The 18,714-nt window shown below is 69.3% G+C and carries 13 protein-coding genes and 1 pseudogene; 8 read left to right on the top strand and 6 right to left on the bottom strand.

The window, feature by feature from the left end:
• Positions 1 to 58 precede the first annotated feature (58 nt).
• From C7M71_RS16480 to C7M71_RS16460, 5 genes are read left to right on the top strand one after another with little or no spacing between them, the layout of a single operon-like run.
• On the top strand, positions 59 to 1,708 hold the full coding sequence (locus C7M71_RS16480; protein WP_162824276.1) for a PD-(D/E)XK nuclease family protein: 1,650 nt from the start codon (positions 59 to 61) through the stop codon (positions 1,706 to 1,708).
• Positions 1,651 to 2,937 carry a pPIWI_RE_Y domain-containing protein gene (locus C7M71_RS16475; protein WP_322975169.1) on the top strand — a complete coding sequence of 429 codons (1,287 nt, stop codon included), beginning with the start codon at positions 1,651 to 1,653 and terminating at the stop codon, positions 2,935 to 2,937. Before C7M71_RS16480 ends, C7M71_RS16475 begins: the two co-directional genes overlap by 58 nt.
• Entirely contained in the window at positions 2,937 to 6,521 is a 3,585-nt protein-coding gene (locus C7M71_RS16470) for a pPIWI_RE_Z domain-containing protein (RefSeq protein WP_111489633.1), read from the top strand. Before C7M71_RS16475 ends, C7M71_RS16470 begins: the two co-directional genes overlap by 1 nt.
• Complete coding sequence (locus C7M71_RS16465; protein ID WP_111489632.1) at positions 6,511 to 9,453, top strand: pPIWI_RE module domain-containing protein; 2,943 nt, start codon at positions 6,511 to 6,513, stop codon at positions 9,451 to 9,453. Before C7M71_RS16470 ends, C7M71_RS16465 begins: the two co-directional genes overlap by 11 nt.
• A 5-nt stretch (positions 9,454 to 9,458) precedes the next feature.
• Complete coding sequence (locus C7M71_RS16460) at positions 9,459 to 10,838, top strand: hypothetical protein (RefSeq protein WP_229759137.1); 1,380 nt, start codon at positions 9,459 to 9,461, stop codon at positions 10,836 to 10,838.
• 537 nt (positions 10,839 to 11,375) lie between these two features.
• Here the strand turns inward: C7M71_RS16460 and C7M71_RS31840 are convergent.
• A pseudogene (locus C7M71_RS31840) lies at positions 11,376 to 11,606 on the bottom strand (IS1380 family transposase); the annotation flags it as partial.
• A 254-nt stretch (positions 11,607 to 11,860) separates the two neighbouring features.
• Here C7M71_RS31840 and C7M71_RS16450 point away from each other — a divergent pair.
• Complete coding sequence (locus C7M71_RS16450; protein ID WP_111489630.1) at positions 11,861 to 13,555, top strand: Ig-like domain-containing protein; 1,695 nt, start codon at positions 11,861 to 11,863, stop codon at positions 13,553 to 13,555.
• Here the strand turns inward: C7M71_RS16450 and C7M71_RS32920 are convergent.
• Entirely contained in the window at positions 13,480 to 14,634 is a 1,155-nt protein-coding gene (locus tag C7M71_RS32920; protein ID WP_322975221.1) for an MBL fold metallo-hydrolase, read from the bottom strand. The genes C7M71_RS16450 and C7M71_RS32920 overlap by 76 nt on opposite strands.
• Between C7M71_RS32920 and C7M71_RS30700 the strand changes: the two genes are divergently transcribed.
• Complete coding sequence (locus C7M71_RS30700) at positions 14,545 to 15,237, top strand: MmyB family transcriptional regulator (RefSeq protein WP_322975168.1); 693 nt, start codon at positions 14,545 to 14,547, stop codon at positions 15,235 to 15,237. The two genes, C7M71_RS32920 and C7M71_RS30700, sit on opposite strands and share 90 nt — an antisense overlap.
• A gap of 38 nt (positions 15,238 to 15,275) precedes the next feature.
• Here C7M71_RS30700 and C7M71_RS16430 read toward each other — a convergent pair whose 3' ends face one another.
• Positions 15,276 to 15,548 carry a hypothetical protein gene (locus C7M71_RS16430; RefSeq protein ID WP_111489628.1) on the bottom strand — a complete coding sequence of 91 codons (273 nt, stop codon included), beginning with the start codon at positions 15,546 to 15,548 and terminating at the stop codon, positions 15,276 to 15,278.
• Between the two features lie 260 nt (positions 15,549 to 15,808).
• Here C7M71_RS16430 and C7M71_RS16425 point away from each other — a divergent pair, with 260 nt between their 5' ends.
• Positions 15,809 to 16,495: a DUF4232 domain-containing protein gene (locus C7M71_RS16425; protein ID WP_111489627.1), complete on the top strand. Its 687-nt coding sequence runs from the start codon at positions 15,809 to 15,811 to the stop codon at positions 16,493 to 16,495.
• Between the two features lie 90 nt (positions 16,496 to 16,585).
• Here C7M71_RS16425 and C7M71_RS16420 read toward each other — a convergent pair whose 3' ends face one another.
• The 3 genes from C7M71_RS16420 to C7M71_RS16405 all read right to left on the bottom strand — a co-directional run bounded on the left by C7M71_RS16420 (position 16,586) and on the right by C7M71_RS16405 (position 18,686).
• Complete coding sequence (locus tag C7M71_RS16420) at positions 16,586 to 16,714, bottom strand: DUF4287 domain-containing protein (RefSeq protein ID WP_229759136.1); 129 nt, start codon at positions 16,712 to 16,714, stop codon at positions 16,586 to 16,588.
• A gap of 123 nt (positions 16,715 to 16,837) precedes the next feature.
• Positions 16,838 to 17,275 (bottom strand): SRPBCC family protein, encoded by a 438-nt coding sequence (locus C7M71_RS16410; protein WP_162824275.1) that lies wholly within the window; start codon positions 17,273 to 17,275, stop codon positions 16,838 to 16,840.
• A 64-nt stretch (positions 17,276 to 17,339) separates the two neighbouring features.
• A complete protein-coding gene (locus C7M71_RS16405) occupies positions 17,340 to 18,686 on the bottom strand; it encodes a carotenoid oxygenase family protein (RefSeq protein ID WP_111489625.1) in 1,347 nt (448 codons plus the stop codon).
• Between the last annotated feature and the right edge of the window lie 28 nt (positions 18,687 to 18,714).

The following is an 18,714-nucleotide window of genomic DNA, read 5'->3' as shown; positions in this document are numbered from 1 at the left end:
CACCGTGGCAACCTGGTTACCCCCGCCCCACAGCAGCGGCCGCACCGACCTAATCCGCGTGTTCGCGGGATCGGCCCGCACGCCGGAACGGCGGTGCGGATATAAGACCGCCCTCAAGGCCCGCCCCGGACTCAAGCCTCCGGCGGGACCACTGCCCGGCTACAAGGCCGACCCCCGTGAGGACTTCAACCTGGGCCCGGCGGGTGACGCGCTGAACCTGATCGAGTACAAGGACGTGGCGGTCGCGACCGCACTGGCCCTTGCGCTGCAGGCCAAGGGCGACCGCCCGGCGGCGGACCCGGCCCTCGCCACATGGACCCGCACCGCGGTCACGCAGTACCTGGCTGGCGGCTACCAGGGCCTGATTCCGGTACGCCACCCCTGGGTGCGGGTGACGCCCCTGGACGAACCCGACGAACGGGGCGCACGCCGCTACGAGCAGTGCGCCTGGGGTCGCCCATACACCTCACCGGACGGATCCGTCCGCGAACTGTGGATCCCTGTCGCCGGCCCGCTGTCCGAAACAGAGCCCGACGAGGGCCAGTTGGCCGCCACCGCCATGGTCCTCGCTTTCGGGACCCCGCACCGGCTGCCGGAATGGTTCCGCTGGAAGGAGAACGCCGAACCACTCGAAACCGACACCCCGGACGGCGCCCGACTGCCCGATCTCGTCCGCATCCGCGAGGTCAGTTGCCTCGACGGAACGCGACGGCTGGTGGACGAACAAACGCTTGGGAGGATCGAGGAGCGGTACCAGAGGATCGGGAGGCCGCAGCTCGCCAGCGCTGTCTCCTCCGGTGAGTTCGTCCCCGGGTACGACTGCGAGGACTGCAAGCTCGTACCCGTCTGCCCCGCGCTTCGCCGCACCACCGGCCTCCTCGGAATCGAGGACACCACACGACCCCGCCGGATCTGGTCCGTCACCAACGGCCGCTCGTACGCGGGGCGGCCGGGCCGCGACGAAGCGTGCGCCGCCCGTGAACGCCTCCGCCGGCTGAGGTTGCCGGACCGGACCGGTCGCTCCCTCACCCCTACCGTCGTCCGAGGCCATGCTGTACACGCCTGGATCCAAGAGCAGCACGAGCGCCATCCGGGCGTCGCCTGCCGGGCGGAGGACGCACCGGACGGCAACTCTCCCTGGTCGGCCGGGAAGTGGACGGTGCCCCTGGAAGAAGCGGGCACCGGGTCACGGATGGTGGCGGCCCACGCACGGCACTGCCCCTACCGGCTGTCCACGGTGACGACGCTCGTGCATGAGAAATCCATCATGATGCACGACACCGCCGCCGACGTGCTCGTGACCGCCAAGTCCGACCTGCTGTACCGGGACGGCGCCTCCTGGGTCTACCGGGAGGTCAAGACCGATGCACGGCTCCGCCTTTCGAGCGAAACCGATCTGCTCCGCGAGGTACCCCAACTGGCTCTCGCCGTCCTGCTCATGGAACGCGCCCAGGGCGACCTCACGACTTCTCGGGTCGAGCTCGAACTGCTCGGCCCTGACGTAGCCCGGCTGGTGATCGTGGATCCGTCGGACCCCCTGCACCGGGCCGAAGCCCGCCAGGTCATCCACGACCTGGCGGTCGACTGGCACGCCGACACGACCGCACTGCCCCGGCCGGGCCGGTACTGCCGGTACTGCGAAATGGTCGAGTGGTGCCAGCCCAACCCGCCGCCCGGCACACCGTCCGAGCAGGGGGTGCAGCCGTGATCCCGGGCCTGCGGCAACCACGCAACACTCCGACTCGAACGGCTTCGTTCGACCACCCCGCCACGCCGGGGTGGCCCGACCGACAGGGGGCTCTCCTTCTGCGCGGCATCGCGACGGCCATCGTCCACCTCAGCGAGGTGCCCAACCCGGGGACCTTCGCCCTGCCGTACGCTCCTCCGGTGCAGCAGGCCCTGGACGGCGTCGTCCTCACCTGCCTGCTCATGAAGGCCGATCCCCCGGAGAGCGTCCCACAGCTGGTGGAGTGGTGCTCGACATCAACGATCGACAACCTGTCCTTCCCCGTCCCGCCCGACCTCGCACCGCCGGGCTCCCGTCTAGTGGACCGGGATACACGTCAACCCACTCAGATCTGCTACGAACTGGCACTCAGCGGCGTCGACCCCACCGCGCAGCAGGTCGGGCGCCAGGCCATGGACGACGCCGCCGAACTCTGTCGTGACAACGACAGCCCCGACACATACCGGGCCCTCCGTGAGCTGCTGATCAACCGTCCCGTCCTGACCGGCCGCGAACTGGCGACACTCCCCAGCGACGGAACGGGCCTCGAACTCCTGGCAGCCCCGCTGCGCGACCTCTACGTCTCCGCACCGGCAAGTCATCTGGACCTCGACACCAGGACCTACACGGCTTGTGGACACTGCCGCACATTGCTGCACCCCACGGTGGACGGTGAACTCGTCTGCGAGCGGGACGCGTGCCGGCTGCGGGGCACGGTCAAACGGGGCAGGGAGTACCAGGCGGACGACAACGGCGGAACCCACCTGCTGATCCGCCCGCTTCGTCAGTGGGTGTCCGGGCCGGGGGTCCTGGAACGGCAACTGGCGAAACGGTTGCAGAAGTACGGGGCCGTCGTACAACTGTGGCCCTCCTACGGCACCTACGGGCTGCACGTCCGCTTCCCCTGCGGACAGTCGTGGGCGGTGGAGGTCAAGGACTGGTCCAGCGCCGCCTTGCTGGGAACCTCAGCCCGGCCACCGGCCGCAGACCCGCCGTACGACCGCTGCTTCTGGGCGGTACCACGCATCAGGCTCCAGGCGGATACCGGGTACCAGAACAGGTTCCGCATCCACGAGACCAGTCCGAGCGCCGCCCGCCTCGAACTCGTGGGCATCGACGACCTCGTACGGGCCGCACGCCAACAGTTGGCCGCAGTTCCCGACCGCCACGCCCCAACCGAGCCTCCCCCTCCAGCGGAAGGACTCTTCTGATGCGCGACCGAACCTCGTGGTACGCAAAACTCAGGCCGCAGATCCACATGGCCTGGCCGACCGGGACCGGTCGGCGGCACGCGACCCGTCTGTGCGTGGTTGAGCTCGCCCTGTACCTGTTGGAACGCCTCTGCCCCGGGGAACCCGCCCTGTCCGCGTGGACCCTGCTCGGCGGCTACCGGTTCGGCCTCGTCCGTCAGGACACTCTGGAGCGCCGCCGGGCGTTCCGGATCGCCCGCCACCAAATGTGGCGGCTCAGGCGGCCCCGCACTTGGGAGCGGGCTCTCGAGCAGTACCGCTCCTTTCCCGAGGAGGTCCGCGGCTACGCCGTCCCCGACCCCTCACTACCTCCGCAGCGGGTGGCCAACCCCGTGGCGCCGGGCCGCTGGAACGTGTACGAGGAGGCGCTGACCAGTGAGCCGCTGTTCTACCTCCGGGACAGGCTTCCCCTCGCCGAGCCCGGTCAGGCCTACCGCTTCGTCCAGGGAAAGCTCCAGACCTCCGTCTCCCTGCCCGACTACCTGCCCGTGCTGGAGGCACGTCCGCATGCCCTACACACTCCGGTACCTAGGAAGGATCCCGTCGAGGTCAGCCGTGACGAATTGCTCGCAACGGCCGAATGGATGGACCTCAAGCTCAAGATCAAGGAGAAACACAAGACCTGGCACTACCGGGTGGACCGGCTTGAGTTCGACGTCCTCGACCCCGTCGGTCAGGAGTTCGTCGAGGGCCGAAGCCTTTCCGTCGACGGGCTGCTGCACCTCGTCGGCATGGTAGGCGCGGGCAAGAGCACTCTGCGTGACGTACTGAGCGTCCACCTCGCCCGCGAAGGAAGGAAGGTCGCCGTCGTCGTCGGCGATGTCGCGGAACAACTGAGCCTCCTCGAGATGCTGCGCCAGCTGCACGTCATCAAGGCCGCCCCCGTGCTCGGCACCTCCACCCGGGCCAGAAACGCTCAGCGCATGCACCGTCGGCTCTCATCCCGGGGCACCGGCAGCCTACTCACCCACAAGGCCGAGCACTTCACCTATCTGAGCACGGCCTGCCCGCTCGACGCTCTACGAGGCCTGGAGGCGACGGGACCGCCGCAGATCTCCGAAGCCCCCTGCACCAGCCTGTATCCCATCGAGCGGCCCTCCACGGACCCCTCGTCCGCCCATGGCTTCGAATCCGCCTCAGGGGACACGGCCGCGACCACGGACGACCCGGCCGACGCCCGTGCACACGGCTGCCCACTCTGGGGTGGCTGTCCACGACAACGCGGCGCTGGCGAACTGGTCGACGCGGACATCTGGGTGGCCAACCCGGCAAGCCTTCTCTACGGGCTCGTGCCCAGCCACCAAAACCGGGAGCGAGCACGTTTCCTGGAGGTCGCCGTCCAGCGCAGCGATCTGATCGTCATCGACGAGGCCGACCGGGTGCAGATGCAGCTCGACAGCATGTTCGTTCCCTCGGCCACCCTGGTGGGACGCTCGCCCGACTCCTGGCTCGACAGTCTGCAGAGCCACACCGCGAACGAACTGGCTCGCCGGGGCCGGCTCCAGCTCTCGGACTCCGATGTCGTGCGCTGGTCCTCAGCCCTCACCCTGGTGATCGCGGCGACCAACCGGATCTACTCCATGCTCATGCGCCACGAGAAGCTGAGCTCGTGGGTGCAAGCCGACTACTTCAGCACCTGGACGATCCAGCAGAAGCTCGTGGACGACTGGTTCCGCGGTGAACACGAGCCGGAGGACGACCAGGACGAGGAACCCGATCTCGATCCGGACACCGACACCGACACCGACACCGAGGACGACCCGGAGGAGTCCGACGTTCAGGAGCCCACGGACAGCGGCCCCAAGGACAAGCGGGAAGCCCGACGGGATGCGGTGACGGCCCTCCTCGACGAGTTCCGCGACGACCCTCTGGGTGACCACCGCCCCACTGATCCGGACCATGCGGAGCTGGTACGACTCACCCAGGACCTCCTCCACACGCTGGACGACGAGGAGACCCATCGCCGTGCCCAGACGACCCTGTCCGGCCTGCTCTGGGATCCTCTCGACGGACGCATCGACCTCCCGACTCGCACCCACCGGCTGGAGTTCATGCTCCTGCTCGCGGTGCTCCAGCACCGTCTCGACGTCCTCACGGACCTGTGGCCGCTGGTCGAAGCCCGTCTCAACCTGGAGGCGACCGACAACCAGCTGTCGCGACGGCCACCGGCGGACTTCAGCCCGCTGGTACCCGAATCGCCGATGGGAAACATCCTGGGATTCCAGTTCCTGAGCGAGGAGGAACCCGGTGCCGTTCCCGGTACCAGCAGCCCCGTCCTGCGGTTCTTCCGGTGCGCGGGCGTCGGCCGCTCTCTGCTTCTCGGACTCCACGAGATGACCGGTCCGGGGGACACGGCCCCACCGCACGTCCTGCTGATGTCGGGCACGAGCTGGGCCGGCACTGCCGCAGGCGCCCACGTGCTGGCTCCGGTCGGCGCGATCCTCAAAGCGCCGCCCAGGGAACGCCGGGCGATCCAGCAGACGACGTTCCGCAAGCTCTTCCTGAAGGGTCCGGACGGCAAGCCCCTGCACTTGTCAGGAACCCGTCCGGAGCGGCGACCGAAAGTCCTGGAACTGATGCTCGACCTGCTTGCCCGCCCCCGCGACGGCCGGGCGAGGAGCGACCTCGACCAGGAGCTGGACCTGATCACCAGCAGCCACCGGAAGCGCCTTCTCCTCCTCGTCGGCTCATACGAGGAGGCGCGGATCGGGGCGAAGCTCCTGCACGGGATCCCCCAGTGGCAGGGCAAGGTCTGCCGTCTGGTCGCCGACGACGTCGAGGCCGAGGTCTCCTTCGGCGGCACCGCCCCGGACGCCTCGGACTTCCCCCACACGGACGACGAGCCCCTGATGCTGCGCCGCGGTGACGTCGCGAGATTCGCCACCACAGGAGCCAAGATCCTTATCGCCCCGCTCCTCTCCCTGGAGCGGGGCCACAACATCCTCAATGATCTCGGGCAGGCCGCCATCGGCTCGGTCTTCTTCCTCGCCCGCCCCCATCCGAGACCCCACGACATCAATCTGGCCGTGCAGGGCATCAACAGCTGGGTCACCCGGTATCTCCTGAAGGACGGCTCCTTCGACGAACTGGTCACCTCCTCGGCAAGCCTGGACGCCGCCGGACGCGCGTTCCGCAGCCAGGCCCGCGGGCACTGGCGCCGGCTCCTCACCCGCCCGATGGCCTGGCCGGCGCTGTCGGATGAGGAGAAGGAGGCCTTCACCTGGGACAGGGCCGTCGTCATGTGGCAGGTCATCGGCCGGCTGGTACGCGGCGGGGTACCAGCGCGCGTCGTGTTCGTCGATTCCAAGTTCGCGGAGCGCGAGGCCACCGGACGCGGTCCCGACACCTTCCGCACAGGCCTGCTGGCCAGCATGCTGCACGTCCTGAAGCCGTACCTGACGGACGACCCGGGCAAGCCGCTCCAAGACCGCCAACTCGTCCGCGCCCTCTACGAGCCGTTGTACCTCGCGCTCAAGGAGACGCCCGAGTACCGGTCGGACACCCGCTCCCGCACGACCCGACGAGGAGAACGACATGGCCATTGAGCCCTACAACCTGGTCCGGGCAGCCGCCTACACCCCGTCCGAGGGAGCGCAGTGGGATGTCCCCTACTACACGCTCAGTCTGCCGGAAAACATCCGCGAGGCCCTTCTCGACCTGTACCGCCAGGGGCTCAGAAGGCCGGAGCGCCATCGTTCCGTACCCATCGGCCGCTTCAACAATCTGATCCAGGCCCTGGCTCCCGAAGTGGTCTCGGTGGCGAAGTGGATCGACGTGACCCGCGACGAGCCGTGGCTCTACACCCACCACCCGGTCCCCGCCGACGTATTCGGCACTCTCTTCCGGGCATGGGTGAGGGACCTCCGGCCCGAGCCCCGCCACGGAAAGCTGGTCCGCCGCCTGCTCAACGAGGAGCTCGACCTTGGACAACTGACCTGGGAGCGCCGGAACGTGGCGATGCTGTCACAGACGCTCACCCAGCCCGGCGGCACCGCACAACCGGAAGAACGGCTCTACCAGCTGCTTCCCGACGCGTTGATCGCCCGGGCCCTGGCGCTGAACCCTTTCGTGCACGAAGGCGGTTCGCTCAGGTTCCGCGGGGTGGCTCGGAGGCCCTCCGATCGGGGCGCGGAGATGATCTCGTGGCCGCCGGAGGAACACGTCGACAAGGAAGGCGTCCGCTGGTGGTACTCCGCACTGATCGCCGTCACACTCCAGAGCGTGCCTTTCGATGGAGCCATCCGGATCCACGTCAGGAGCGGTGTCCGCAGGTGGGCCACCCGCACTGGGACGAGTGGCCTCTACCTCCCCCCTGCCCGCGCCACATCCGTGTACCTGCTGGCCGACGCCCCCTGGATCGCCGATTCCCCGGACTCCTGGGTCTCCGAGCGCTTCTCGGTGGCCCGGGCCCGCTACGACCGGAGGCTGGGCAAGCCTCGCTGGGAAGCTGGCGGCAGTGACGGGATCCTCTCCCGGATCCCGTTCCACCAGACACTGCCGGAACCCTCGGAGCTGACTCGCCGACCGACGGAATGGCTCCAGCAGACGAAGGGCGTGACTGCGGCCGTCGTCCACAGCACCCACATGGGTTCGCACGGTGTCCTGCCCGGGTTGATGCCCGGCGACCGGGTGCCACTGACCGAATGGTTCGAGGCCGCCTTGCCGGCTTGCCTGCCAAGGATCCCCGACCTGGTCCGCGCCGATCGGTATCCCGTCAATCCACACCCGTACCGTCCGCCGAAGCCCGACGCCGGAGTGCATCCGGAACCCTTGGACCGACAGCAACGCGCGGACGTGGAACTCCGCCGGAACCTCGCCGAGTTGACCGACGGGCTGCCGCTCCAGCTGGAGTTCCTGTGGAACACGACGATCCACCGGGACGCCGGAGTGAAGGCGCTGGCCGCCGTCCTGGGCGTCGAGGAAACGGACCCGGAGGGTGAACCAGGACAGGAGACACTGGTCTGGAAGACTCCCGAACTCACTGTTGAGCTCCGGCTGGAGCGCGTCGGAGAACTGGCGGCCTCGCTGGACATCCCCCAGGAGACGAAGCGGAAGACAGCGGCGCTCCACACGGCGATCGGACGGCGTCGAGAGGACGTGGCCCGACGGGTGGACCCGGTCAGCACCCCGGCGCTCCCCACGCTGGCGCTCGTGGAGATCCTGGATCGGCGGATCTACGGCCCGCGTGACGCCGACCCGAAATTCGCATTGCGCCTGGGGTTCAGCGACGTCCGTCGGCTCACCCAGTTCGTCGTCACCCAGCGCCGCCCGGACCATCGGGAGAAGGCCATCAAGGCTCGGTTCGAGAAGCTCAAATCGTGCTGGCAGGATGGCCTCCGCCAGTTGGGCCATCGGCTCATTCCACAGCACAGTCTCGGTGACGCGATTCCCGCCGGCATCCAGTACGTGGCATTCTGGCTCGTCAAACGGCGTGCGGACGGCCCCACCCGGGAGTCCGGCCTCGTGCCCGTGGCTGTCCGCATCCGGCCCGATGCGCGCGGTGGCCAGGCGTTGATGGGCTGGGACCATATCAACGGCAGCTGGCTCCCGTACGCGGAGTTCCTCCTGCGGCTCTCCAAACAGGCCACGCTTCCAGTGTCAGACGACGACGCACCCGATAACTGCGACCCGACGGACGAGGACCGGCCGGACGACCTGTTCGACGACGCCGAGGAGGACGACGGCCAGGACACCGCTGCACCGGAGGATCAACCCGCTACGGGACGCCTCGAAGCTCAGCGCACCCATGTCGCCGGCGCCGTCCAGGAGCTCCTCTTCAGCCTGAGGGACACCCCGACCCTGCTTCTGGTGCACGCGCAGAACTCCCGCAGGTTCTGGCCCTGGCTTCAGAACGCCGTCGTCCAGAAGGACCGTGTGCAGATCCACGGCGGGCCCGTGCAACGCCTGGCTGTCCAGGGCCCGAATCTGCGTCTCGTCCGGCTGCGGGACCGCTCGGGCGACGAGACTCCCCAGTGGTGGGCCTACGACGGGCCGTCCGAGACGGGCGGGGACGAGGCGGCGGCCGAACGGATCGGAATCGCGAAGGGCTTCTGGAGAAGTCCTGCGGCGCAGGAGGACAACCGCGTGTTCTCCAGCACCTCCCCCAAATCGTCGTCGGCGACGAAGTCTTCGGTGATGGCATCCCGTTGGTCCTTCCGGCCCTACACAAGGGACGGCAAGACCGGAATGACCATTGACACCGACAAGCCCGCCTGGAACCCCGCTCTGCTGGAGGTCGCTGTGGTCGGCTGCCAGCCTGGAGACGACCCGGAAGCCTGGGCGGTGCTGGCACACCAACTGCGCATGACACCGGACTACCGCGACATGCTGGCCCTGCCGTTGCCCCTCCACCTGGCGCGCAAGGCACAGGAATACGTCCTCCCCGTGCACCGAGCCGACGGCGAATCGGCGACGGAGGACAACGCGTCGGTGCAACTCGTATTCGATCTCTTCGAGTCCACCACAAATGAGGGGTGACCACGATGGATCTCCACCGCATGTGGGCCGACGCCCACCAGCTCTACGCTGTGCCCACTTCCGCCTACGCACCCGACACCGACCGCTCACTGTCGGAACAACGGGCCGCATGGTGCTCACGTCTCAGCGACGAAGCACCCAACGGGCAGTTGCTCAAGACGAACGTCCTTTTCGACATGCTGCGCACGGCGGAGAAGATCCACCTCCTGCACGTCACCCACGCCTTCGAGCACATCACGCACGACGGTGCCCTCCGGCCCTCCGGCGGCTGCCTCGTGGGCAGCATCTACTGCGCGCCCCTGATCCCCGAGGCGGGCGGACTCCGCATGCACAACCTGGCCTCGTACATCCTCACCAAAGAGGTACCTGCCACGCTGAGCCGCTCCGGCGCGACGGACCGGGTTCCCACCCCCCTGGTGCTGGAGGTCACCATGCCGCCCCACGCCTACCGTGAGCTGGCGGGTCTGGACTACCTCCGGCTCGGATCGATCCACCTCCACAACTACCACGGTCTGAAGTCGCTGCTAAGCAGGGAGGAACGGCACCAGTTGCATGAGACGGTCGTCGGGCGGACCAAGAACTCGGCCGTGTTCCTGTCGCTGGCCGCCTCCATCGCTCATCGTGGGCGTTCCAGCGAGGACGAGTTCTCCCGCATCCTCGACGCAGCCATCCAGAATCTCCCCATTCTCGGATACATCTACTTCGAAGCACTGGCCGAGTACCTGATGCTGCACTCGAGGTCCCCGGAGACATGCCGACTCGCAGAGCAGGGAGAGCTCAACAACTGGCTGTACAAGGAGCTCTTGTTCAGCGCGTTCCCCGGAACACCCGGCCGCTTCGACCTCTCCCGGTTCCGACCCCGTCTGGACGATCTCGAAGGCCTGCTCGCCGGCCTCGACCCGACGCTCGACGGGCGGCACGCCCGTACCTTCCTCATCGAACGCATCAGCTACCTCACTGCGGCTCATCTCTTCACCCCCGGACAGACACCGGACGACTGGCACCGCACGCGCTGGGACTTCAAAAGTGCCTCACGACAGTTCGGCCCCCTGCTGGGCCACCTCATCCACCGCGAGCTCCGCACGTTCCGCCGCTACCCGGACTTCTACCACTACTTCGATGAATCCAAGGCCCTGCAGGCATGGAACTACTGGAACCACATGGACATCGTGATCCCCTTCAACGGCACGATCCCCAAGGGGGAAGTCGGTATCAACCCGGCTTACGCGGACGCGGAGTACCGGGTCTGGCGGGCGGAGGCGGACAACCACGGACGGGTCCATCCCGTCGAGGAGATCGAACTTAAAATCGCGCCTCGACTCATCGACACCAAGCACACGTTGATGCGCAGCACACCGCCCTCCAAAGCGGCATCCGACCGCTGAAGCCACCCGGCCTCGTTCCCTCCCTACAAAGTCGCCGGCCAGGGGTTGCCTCAGTGGCGCTGGGCGGCCCCCAGGCCCAACACGGCGGCTCCTCCGGTCTCGATTTTGGTCTCATCCGCCCCCATCCGGCCGGGTCCAGTCGCCGCCCAGCGGTTCGCTCCAACGCAGGTCAGGACAGGCGTGAACCCTGGCGGACACCGTTCGGGAGAATTGGAAAGCGTGTTGGGGGCATCCCCTCACGAGTTCGAATCTCGTATCCTTCGCACCCGCCCACCAGGGCAGACGAAGGGCCCGACCGCTCAGCGGTCGGGTCCTTGGTCGTTCGCAGTCTCATCTGTCTCAACGGGGCTTTGCCGGGGGCCTCCGGGCTCCCCCGTGCCACCTCCCAGATGATGCCGCCGACGGATGCCCCCGTGATGTGCTGGTAGCGGGCCGCCATTGCCGTGAACGACCAACCGTGAGCCGCATCACTTCCATCTGTCGTGGTCGGTGCTGGCCACCAGCGGCTCACCGAACGGGGAGGCGAAGACGTACCCCGTCACGTGCCACTTCTCGCCCGCGGGCGCGTTGGCGGTGGCGCAGTTCCAGGGTCGCGGTGGCGGTGTCCGCAGTGTCGGTGGCGAAGCAGGTCGGGCGTATGCCGTCGGCGTCGGTGAATCTCGACCGGGCTCCGGGGTGGGGGCGTTCCTTGCGCACGATCAGCCGCATCCCGTTCGGCCGGCCCTTGAGGACGTCACCGGCCGGCTCGGCCACCCAGGCGCCGTCGCGGGCCTGTCTGCTCGCGGTCTTCTTCAGGCTGGTCAGGCCGTGTGCTGGTATCGGACCGGACCTTGCATCCGCTCCGGGGACGAAAGGGACGGCCCCAGCGCCGTACCGGGTACGCCACCCCTGGTCGGACGGGGTGGGCGCTCCTAGACTGCTCCGGCCGGTCATCGGCCCTCACTTCCTGCGGCCGGGCCGCGGGTTCGAACTAGGAGCACGTCATACACGTCATACGCCGCCGCAGCAGCGTATTGCCGACCGTGGCCGTTGCCGCGGCCCTCGCGCTCTCGGCTCCCGCCACCGCCTGGGCGGACGATCCGTCACCCGCTCCTGGCGGAAGCACCACGGGGATCACCGCCGTCACCACATACGAATCGTTCGACACCAAGCTTCAAGCCCGCCCGGCGCCCCTGCCGTCCGGTGCCTACTGGGGGCAGGTCGACATCCGCGCGGACATCGCACCCGACGCGGGTTTCGTCGTCAAGGACCTGAGCAACGCCACCTTGACGATCACCGACGCCTCCGGAGGCACAACCACGATCACCGGGACCGCGTACGCCTACAACGGCTACTACGCCTGGTTCCACCTGGACACCAAGAACCTGCCCGACGGCCCGGTGAACCTCCATGTCAGCGTGGACGAGACAGCCACCGACGGGACCGCGCCCGAGCAGAGCCGCACGCTGGAGACCGACGCCACCGTCCGGACCGCCAATCCCCACCTGACCGCCGTCTCCCCCGCCCGGCAGGCGGTCGTGTGGGGGCCGACCACCTTCTCCGTCGACGCCCAACCGTCCGCGGACGGTACACCGATCGACCATGTGGACTTCTACTACATCGTCGGCAATACGCCGGCGGCCACCGACAGCACGGCGCCCTACACCTTCACCACGACGTTCGCGGGCCTCGCCGGCTACCGGACTGTGACTGCGGTCGCGGTGGACCGCGACGGCTACCGCTCGGCCCCCATGAGCTTCAGCGTCACCGCCAGCCCCGGCCCCAGCGTCACCGTGGATCCGTACAACAGGACCCTCGACGAGAACGGCGGCACGCAGTTCGGCATCAGCTGGACCGCGGCGCTGCCGAACGGCTGGAACACGGTCCTGCCGGGCCCGCAGTACCTGCAGCAGTGGCTGACCGAGGTCTCGATCGCCGTCGACGGCCGCACCGTGGTCACGCACCGGGAGAGCGACGGCTGCTGGACCCCCCTGGGCCTGGACGGCTGCAGGTACCACAACGTGAAGGCCAACTGGTCCGAGGAGCTGCCGCAGGCCGGTCTGGGCCTGGGTACGCACCAGATCGCCGTCACCGCCACCGACAGCACGGGCGCCTCCCACACCACCGCGACCACCGTCACGGTCGTACCCAACCGACTGCAGCTGTTCGTCCAGCAGTTGCCCCGCGCCGGGGTCGTCCAGGGACGGAAGGTGTCGGCCGCGGTGCAGCTGCGCAGCGGCCTCAGCGAGGCGGTGCCCTCGCGTCCGGTGGCGCTGCAGGCCCGCTACGCCGGAAGCAGTGTGTGGCACACGGTGGCCAAGACCAGCACGCTCGCGAACGGCACCGGGAGGTGGTTCGACTTCGTTCCCAAGGAGAACGCCACCTACAGGGCGGTCACCACCGACAGCAAGCGCCAGTTGGTCTCCACCTCGACATTCACCGTCAAGGTCGCCCCCAAGCTGGCCCTGAAGGCGTCGGCCGCACGCGTGGCCCACGGCAAGACGGTCCGCTTCACGGCGACGGCCTCCAGCCGCGAGACCCGTGCCCTCGTCGACCTCCAGGTCTACCGGTCCGGCCGCTGGTACACCGTGGCCACCGCCCGCCAGTCCGCCGCCGGCACGGCGGCGTTCACCCTGCGGGAGAAGGCCAAGGGCCACTTCTCCTATCGCGTGGTAACGCGGGCGACCGCACGGTTCGCGACGGCGACCAGCTCCGTGGCGCGCATCACCGTCACCTGAGTTGGCCGGTGGTGGGGATGCGCCCGGCACTCGACGCATCCCCACCACAAGGGGGCGGAGTTCGTTGGCGCCGTCCCTGGCGTGTGAGCTGCGCTGTCGGCTGGAGCGTCGGCCCCTTCGCCCAGGTGGTGACCGTGCCGCTGGAGAGGTCGATGCGGTAGACGGCGCCGAGAACGCTGTCGGCGGCGTAGACGTTGCTGTGGTCGGCGGAGAGGGCGAGGCCGTTCGGGAGGCCGTCGCCGGGTAGGTGTGCGACCTGCCGGGCACTGCCTCCTGCGGGGATCCTCCACAGGCCGGTGAGCGCGGAGCTGCCTGCGGCGTAGAGGGCGTACAGGGTGCCGTCGGGTGTGCGGACCAGGCCGGTCGTGAGGGGGAAGTGCAGCACCGGGCTGTTCGCGCCGTCGGCGGCCGCAGGGGCGGGCAGGGTTGCCAGGATGCGGGTACGGTCGGCCGCGTCGACCCGGGCGACCTGGCGGCTGCCGGCAAAGGTGAGGTCGACGGCACCGTGCTCGTCGAGGACGATGTTCTCCGGCATCTGGCCCTCGGCGAGGCCGAAGTGGGCCAGGATCTCCGGGTGGACCAGCGACGGCACGGCCGTGCTGGTGGCGGAGCGGGCCGACTGGGCCTGGGCGGTCCCCGCAGTGAGCGCGGACGCAGAGGTCAGGGCGGTCGCGGTGAGCATCGCGGTGACGGCGGCTCGGATGACTCGGTTCATGGTCCTGGTCCTTGACGGGGTGTCGTTGTCGTCGGGGCTGGTGCGCGGTCGGGTCATGCAGCCGTGCCGCTGGAGAAGGCGGCCCACCCGGTGATGGTGAAGCGGTCACCGTCACGGCCGACACGGGCGGCGCCCGAGGTGCCGAAGTGGGCCGGCAGGAGGAGCGCACGGCGGTCGGTTCCTGCTGTAGCAGCCGTTCCCGGCCGGCGCGCGCGGCGGCGGGGTCCTCGCAGAAGCAACTGTCCATCTCGGGATGCGAGACTTGGAGCGGGCTGTGGAGCAGGTCACCGGCGAAGACCGCCGATTCGCCCTTCGATTCCAGGGACACGACGGCGGATCCGGGCGTGTGCCCGGCGGCGAGCACAAGGGTGGGATTGCCGTCGATCCGATGGCGCTCGCCGTCCCACAGCCGGAGCTGTCCGGCGGCGTGCACGGGCGCGACGCTGTCCTCGAACGCGTTCTGGTTGCCGCGACCGAAGCCCGGGCCCCCGAGGACGCGGTCGGCCGGCCCAACATGGCCCGGCTGGTCTTCCTCGACGCGCACACCCGCGACCTGTACGCCGACTGGCCGACCAAGGCCCGAGCCGTTGTCGGGAACCTGCGCCTCATGGCCGGCGAGCACCCCGACGACCCGCTGCTGGCCGCGCTGATCGGCGAGTTGACGATCCGCAGCCCGGAGTTCGCTGCCCTCTGGGCCGACCACCGGGTTCGTGACTGCGATGTCGCGGTCCACGCCATGCGTCACCCGCTCGTGGGCCGGCTGACCGTTGCCCAGCAGACCCTGTCGGTGCCGCTCGCCCCCGGTCAGCGCATCGTCGTCGCCACCGCCGCCGCCGGCACTCCGGACGGGGATGCGCTCACCCTGCTGGTCCGAACCGCCACGGAGCCCGACGCCTACTGCGCCGCTACTGCCTCACCCGGCAGACAGAGACCCGCCGCCGTCGGTCGCCCGGGCGGCGCCGCGTGAGCTCCTTCGGTCGGCGTACGGTGCCGCCCCGCAGGGCTTCAGCTCTGCGGTGGCGCGGGTGACCAGGCGGTGCCGTCGTAGAAGTAGGTGGGGTCGCCCTTCAGACCGGCCGTGCGGAAGGGCCTGCCGTGGTCGTCGACGCGGAGGGCGCCCTGGCGGTCACCGCAGCTCCAGACGAGCTTCAGGTACCAGCTGACGTCGCGGTCTGCGGTGTGGGCGTCCACGTCGAGGACCTGCGGGTCGTCGGCGGAGACCCGGAAGGGGAAGTCGGAGACGGCGGCGGCCCGGTTGCTTCCCACCTGGCCGGGCACGGGCCGGGCCGGAGGCCGCTGCGGAAGCGGACGGACCCGTCGGCTGCTGCGTGAGGGGTGCGGAGGCCCGCGTGTCGTCGGCGCCGCTACCGGTGGGCAGCACCAGCGGAAGTACGGCGGCGATCACGGCGACGGCTCCCAGTACGACAGGTGGGTGAAATCGTTCCAGCATCTCCGACTGTGGCGATTCTCTGGCATCCGGGACGAGATGCGGCGCAGGGTTGCGGCATCCGAATCGATCCCAGCGAAGGCTGACCACCATGTCCGTGAAGTCCGCTCTGTCGTCCACCGCCGCCGTCCTGCTCGGCGCCCTCGCGCTCACCGCCTGTCAGCCCGGCTCCACCGCTGCGGTGGGCGGAGCGGCACCGGCGCAGCAGGCGCCCGTCCCGCCCGCCCGCTCGGGTACCGCCGTGCCGGTCTCCGCTCTGTCCGCTTCGGCGCCGGCCGGCAGGAGAGGTTCGAGCGGCGACAGCGACAGCTACGCCTATACGCACCCGTGCTCCAGTCGGCAGCTGTCGGTGCACGTTGTCCGCCGGGGCTCGGCGCCTACCCAACGGGTGATCGAGGTTCGCAACGTCGGCGCGCGCTCCTGCGGCCTGAGCCACTACCCGCTGGTCTACCTGGACAACTCGCGCTCTGCGGACCGCAGCCGGGCCGTGAAGCCGCTGGTCCCGAGCGGTCTGGGGGGTGCGCCCGCCTACCCGTTGTACGCCGGGCGGACCGCCTATGCGGTCATCGACCTCGACCCCAGCGGCGCGACCACCGGCACCGCCAGGGGACTCGACGAGCTGAACGTCCTGGCCGACGGCAACCACATGGCCAACGCCGAAACGCTCAACTTCCCCCTCGGCTCCGGTGCTCTGGTACTCAAGCCGAAGCTGGGCCTGTACCGGAGTACCGTCGCGGACGCGGTCGTCTCCATGCGCGCTGCGGACACACCGTCCTGACCTGCGCGTTACCAACGCCGTCGGCCGTCGCGAGCGGCGGCCGCCTGGTGAAACCCGTCGCCGCACCGGTTCGAGGCGGACCAGGACGGTTCACTCGCTGCGGCCCTCGGCGAGGGTGTGCGCGACAAGGGCGTTGGCGTGGCCGTGCCCCAGCCCGTGCTCGGCTTTGAGCCAGGAGACGGCAGCCTCCAGCACACCCGGACCGATCTCGACCACCACGCCGCCGCCGGCGTCCGGACCTTCCTCGCCGCTTACCGCTGAGCGCACAGGCTCACCGGTTGTCCAGGAAAGGCCGGATACGCCGGGAGCGGGAGGTCGTCGGGGAGGAGCCCTCGGGTTCGGTCAGACCTGTTCGGCGGCGGCCTTGAGGGCGTCGAGCCAGGCGTGGATGGATGCCTCCAGAGCGGCGCGCATACCGTCCGGGTTCGCCTCGATGGGCGGACCCGACCAGGACTCCTGGGAGATGACCCGGGTGCCGTCCTCGGTGGGGCTGAACGTCCAGACGTGGATGCCCTCGATGCCGTGTGCGGGGCCGCCCCACACGGTGCGCCGCAGCGGTACGACCTCGGCGATGGTCGAGCCGATGCTCAGCCCGGAGGTCTCCCAGTCGAAGCGGCTGCCCTCGGCGAAGTCGCCCCGGAGCGCGGCCTTGTCGATGCCCGGGTTCCAGGTCGGCCAGTTGTCGACGTCGGTGTGCAACCGCCACAGGGTTGCGGGGGTGGCATGGACCTGCGTCTCCAGTTCGACGACAACGGGGGCGGTGCGGTCGATGTCCTTCACGGTGTCTCCTCGGTCGGATCGGTTCGCGGTGGTCGGCGGTGGTCGGCGGTGGTCGGCGGTGCGGTCAGTCCTGGTCGGGGACCCAGGAGCCGTGGATGCCCGCAGTGACGCGGCGCGGCAGGTGGATCGTGGCGACCGGGACAGCCCCAAGGTCGGAGGCGTCCAGCACGAGCACCTGCGAGGCATCGGCGTGCAGGTCGCTGACAACGGTGAGCAGATAGCCCTCGTCCTCCGAACCGGCGCCCTGGGCAGGGACGTAGACCGCCTCGCTGGGCAGTCGGCCGTCGCCGACCAGGCGGACCTGCCGGCCGCCGGTGCGGCGGTCGTACTTGACGACGCCGTAGTTGCCCATGCCGCGGTCGTCGGGGAAGCAGACCGCGTACTGGTAGCGGTGTTCCCGGCCGAGCAGGTCCTCGTTGATGGTGGGGAACTCCACGACCAGGTCGTCGGTGTTCCGCTCGGAGACCGTCCCGGTCCTCGGGTCGATCACCCACTGCCGCTCGAAGGAGCGGGAGTTGGGCTCGCTGCCGCGCCCGGGTGCGCCCACCCACCAGTTCCAGGAGGTCTGGAAGCCGCGCCTGTCGACCGCCGGACCCTCCAGCACGATCCGGCCCTCGACGTCCTCGTACGCATTGGCGGCGTGCAGCATGGAGCCGGGCTCGATGTCGTACCAGCGGATCGCGGCGGCACCGCCCCGGCCGCGCGGCATCACGCCGATCCGGGCCGGTTGCCCGTCCTTCCAGGCATACGGGATGCCGGAGGTCTCGGTGGGGTCGAAGGTCACGGTGCCCTCGATGAAGACGACATGGCCCTGGGTGATCGCAAAGTCGTGCTTGAGGGAGGCGGTGGCGCCGGGCACCTGCTCGCTGAGAAGCAGCTCGCCCTTGGTGGAGGCGACATGGTAGGTCAGGAAGGGCGGGAAGGGGGACGAGCTGAAGAAGTGCAGTTCGCCGGTGACCGGGTCCTGCTTGGGGTGGGCGGTCATGACCTCGGTGAGCTTGCCGTCGAAGTCATAGGCGCCGACGGTCTCCAGATCGGCCGTCAGCTCAAAGGGGAGGTTGGACTCGCACAGGGCGAGCAGGCGACCGGCGTGCTCGATGATGTGGGTGCCGGCGGTGCTGGCCGTCAGGTCGGGTCCGTGCTCGGTCAGGTACGGGGCGCCGTCGAGGGCGGGGGTGTGCACCCAGCGGTTGCGGTACCACTCGGCGCGGCCGGCGCGCAGCCGGATCCCGTGGACCATACCGCTGCCCTTGAACCAGTGGGTGGGGGTGACACCGGGCTTGGGGTTGTGGCCGTTGCGCAGCAGTCGGCCGGACAGCTCGGGCGGCAGGGCGCCTTCGACCCGGAGGTCGTATGCGGTGGTCTCGTCGACCTGCGGGGTGTAGTGGCCGGTCAGATACGGCTTGGACATGGTGCGCTTCTCTCCTTGATGCGGCGGG

The sequence above is a fragment of the Peterkaempfera bronchialis genome (genome assembly GCF_003258605.2).
Classification (GTDB): domain Bacteria; phylum Actinomycetota; class Actinomycetes; order Streptomycetales; family Streptomycetaceae; genus Peterkaempfera; species Peterkaempfera bronchialis.
The sequence above is the reverse complement of the archived record's forward strand: the minus strand, read 5'-3'. Positions and strand labels throughout refer to the sequence as shown.

Bases quoted from the DNA above. Each gene is read 5' to 3' on its own strand.
- C7M71_RS16470 (WP_111489633.1), top strand. From the start codon at position 2,937: ATGCGCGACCGAACCTCGTGGTACGCAAAACTCAGGCCGCAGATCCAC.
- C7M71_RS16465 (WP_111489632.1), top strand. From the start codon at position 6,511: ATGGCCATTGAGCCCTACAACCTGGTCCGGGCAGCCGCCTACACCCCG.
- C7M71_RS16460 (WP_229759137.1), top strand. From the start codon at position 9,459: ATGGATCTCCACCGCATGTGGGCCGACGCCCACCAGCTCTACGCTGTG.
- C7M71_RS16425 (WP_111489627.1), top strand. From the start codon at position 15,809: ATGTCCGTGAAGTCCGCTCTGTCGTCCACCGCCGCCGTCCTGCTCGGC.
- C7M71_RS16405 (WP_111489625.1), bottom strand. From the start codon at position 18,686: ATGTCCAAGCCGTATCTGACCGGCCACTACACCCCGCAGGTCGACGAG.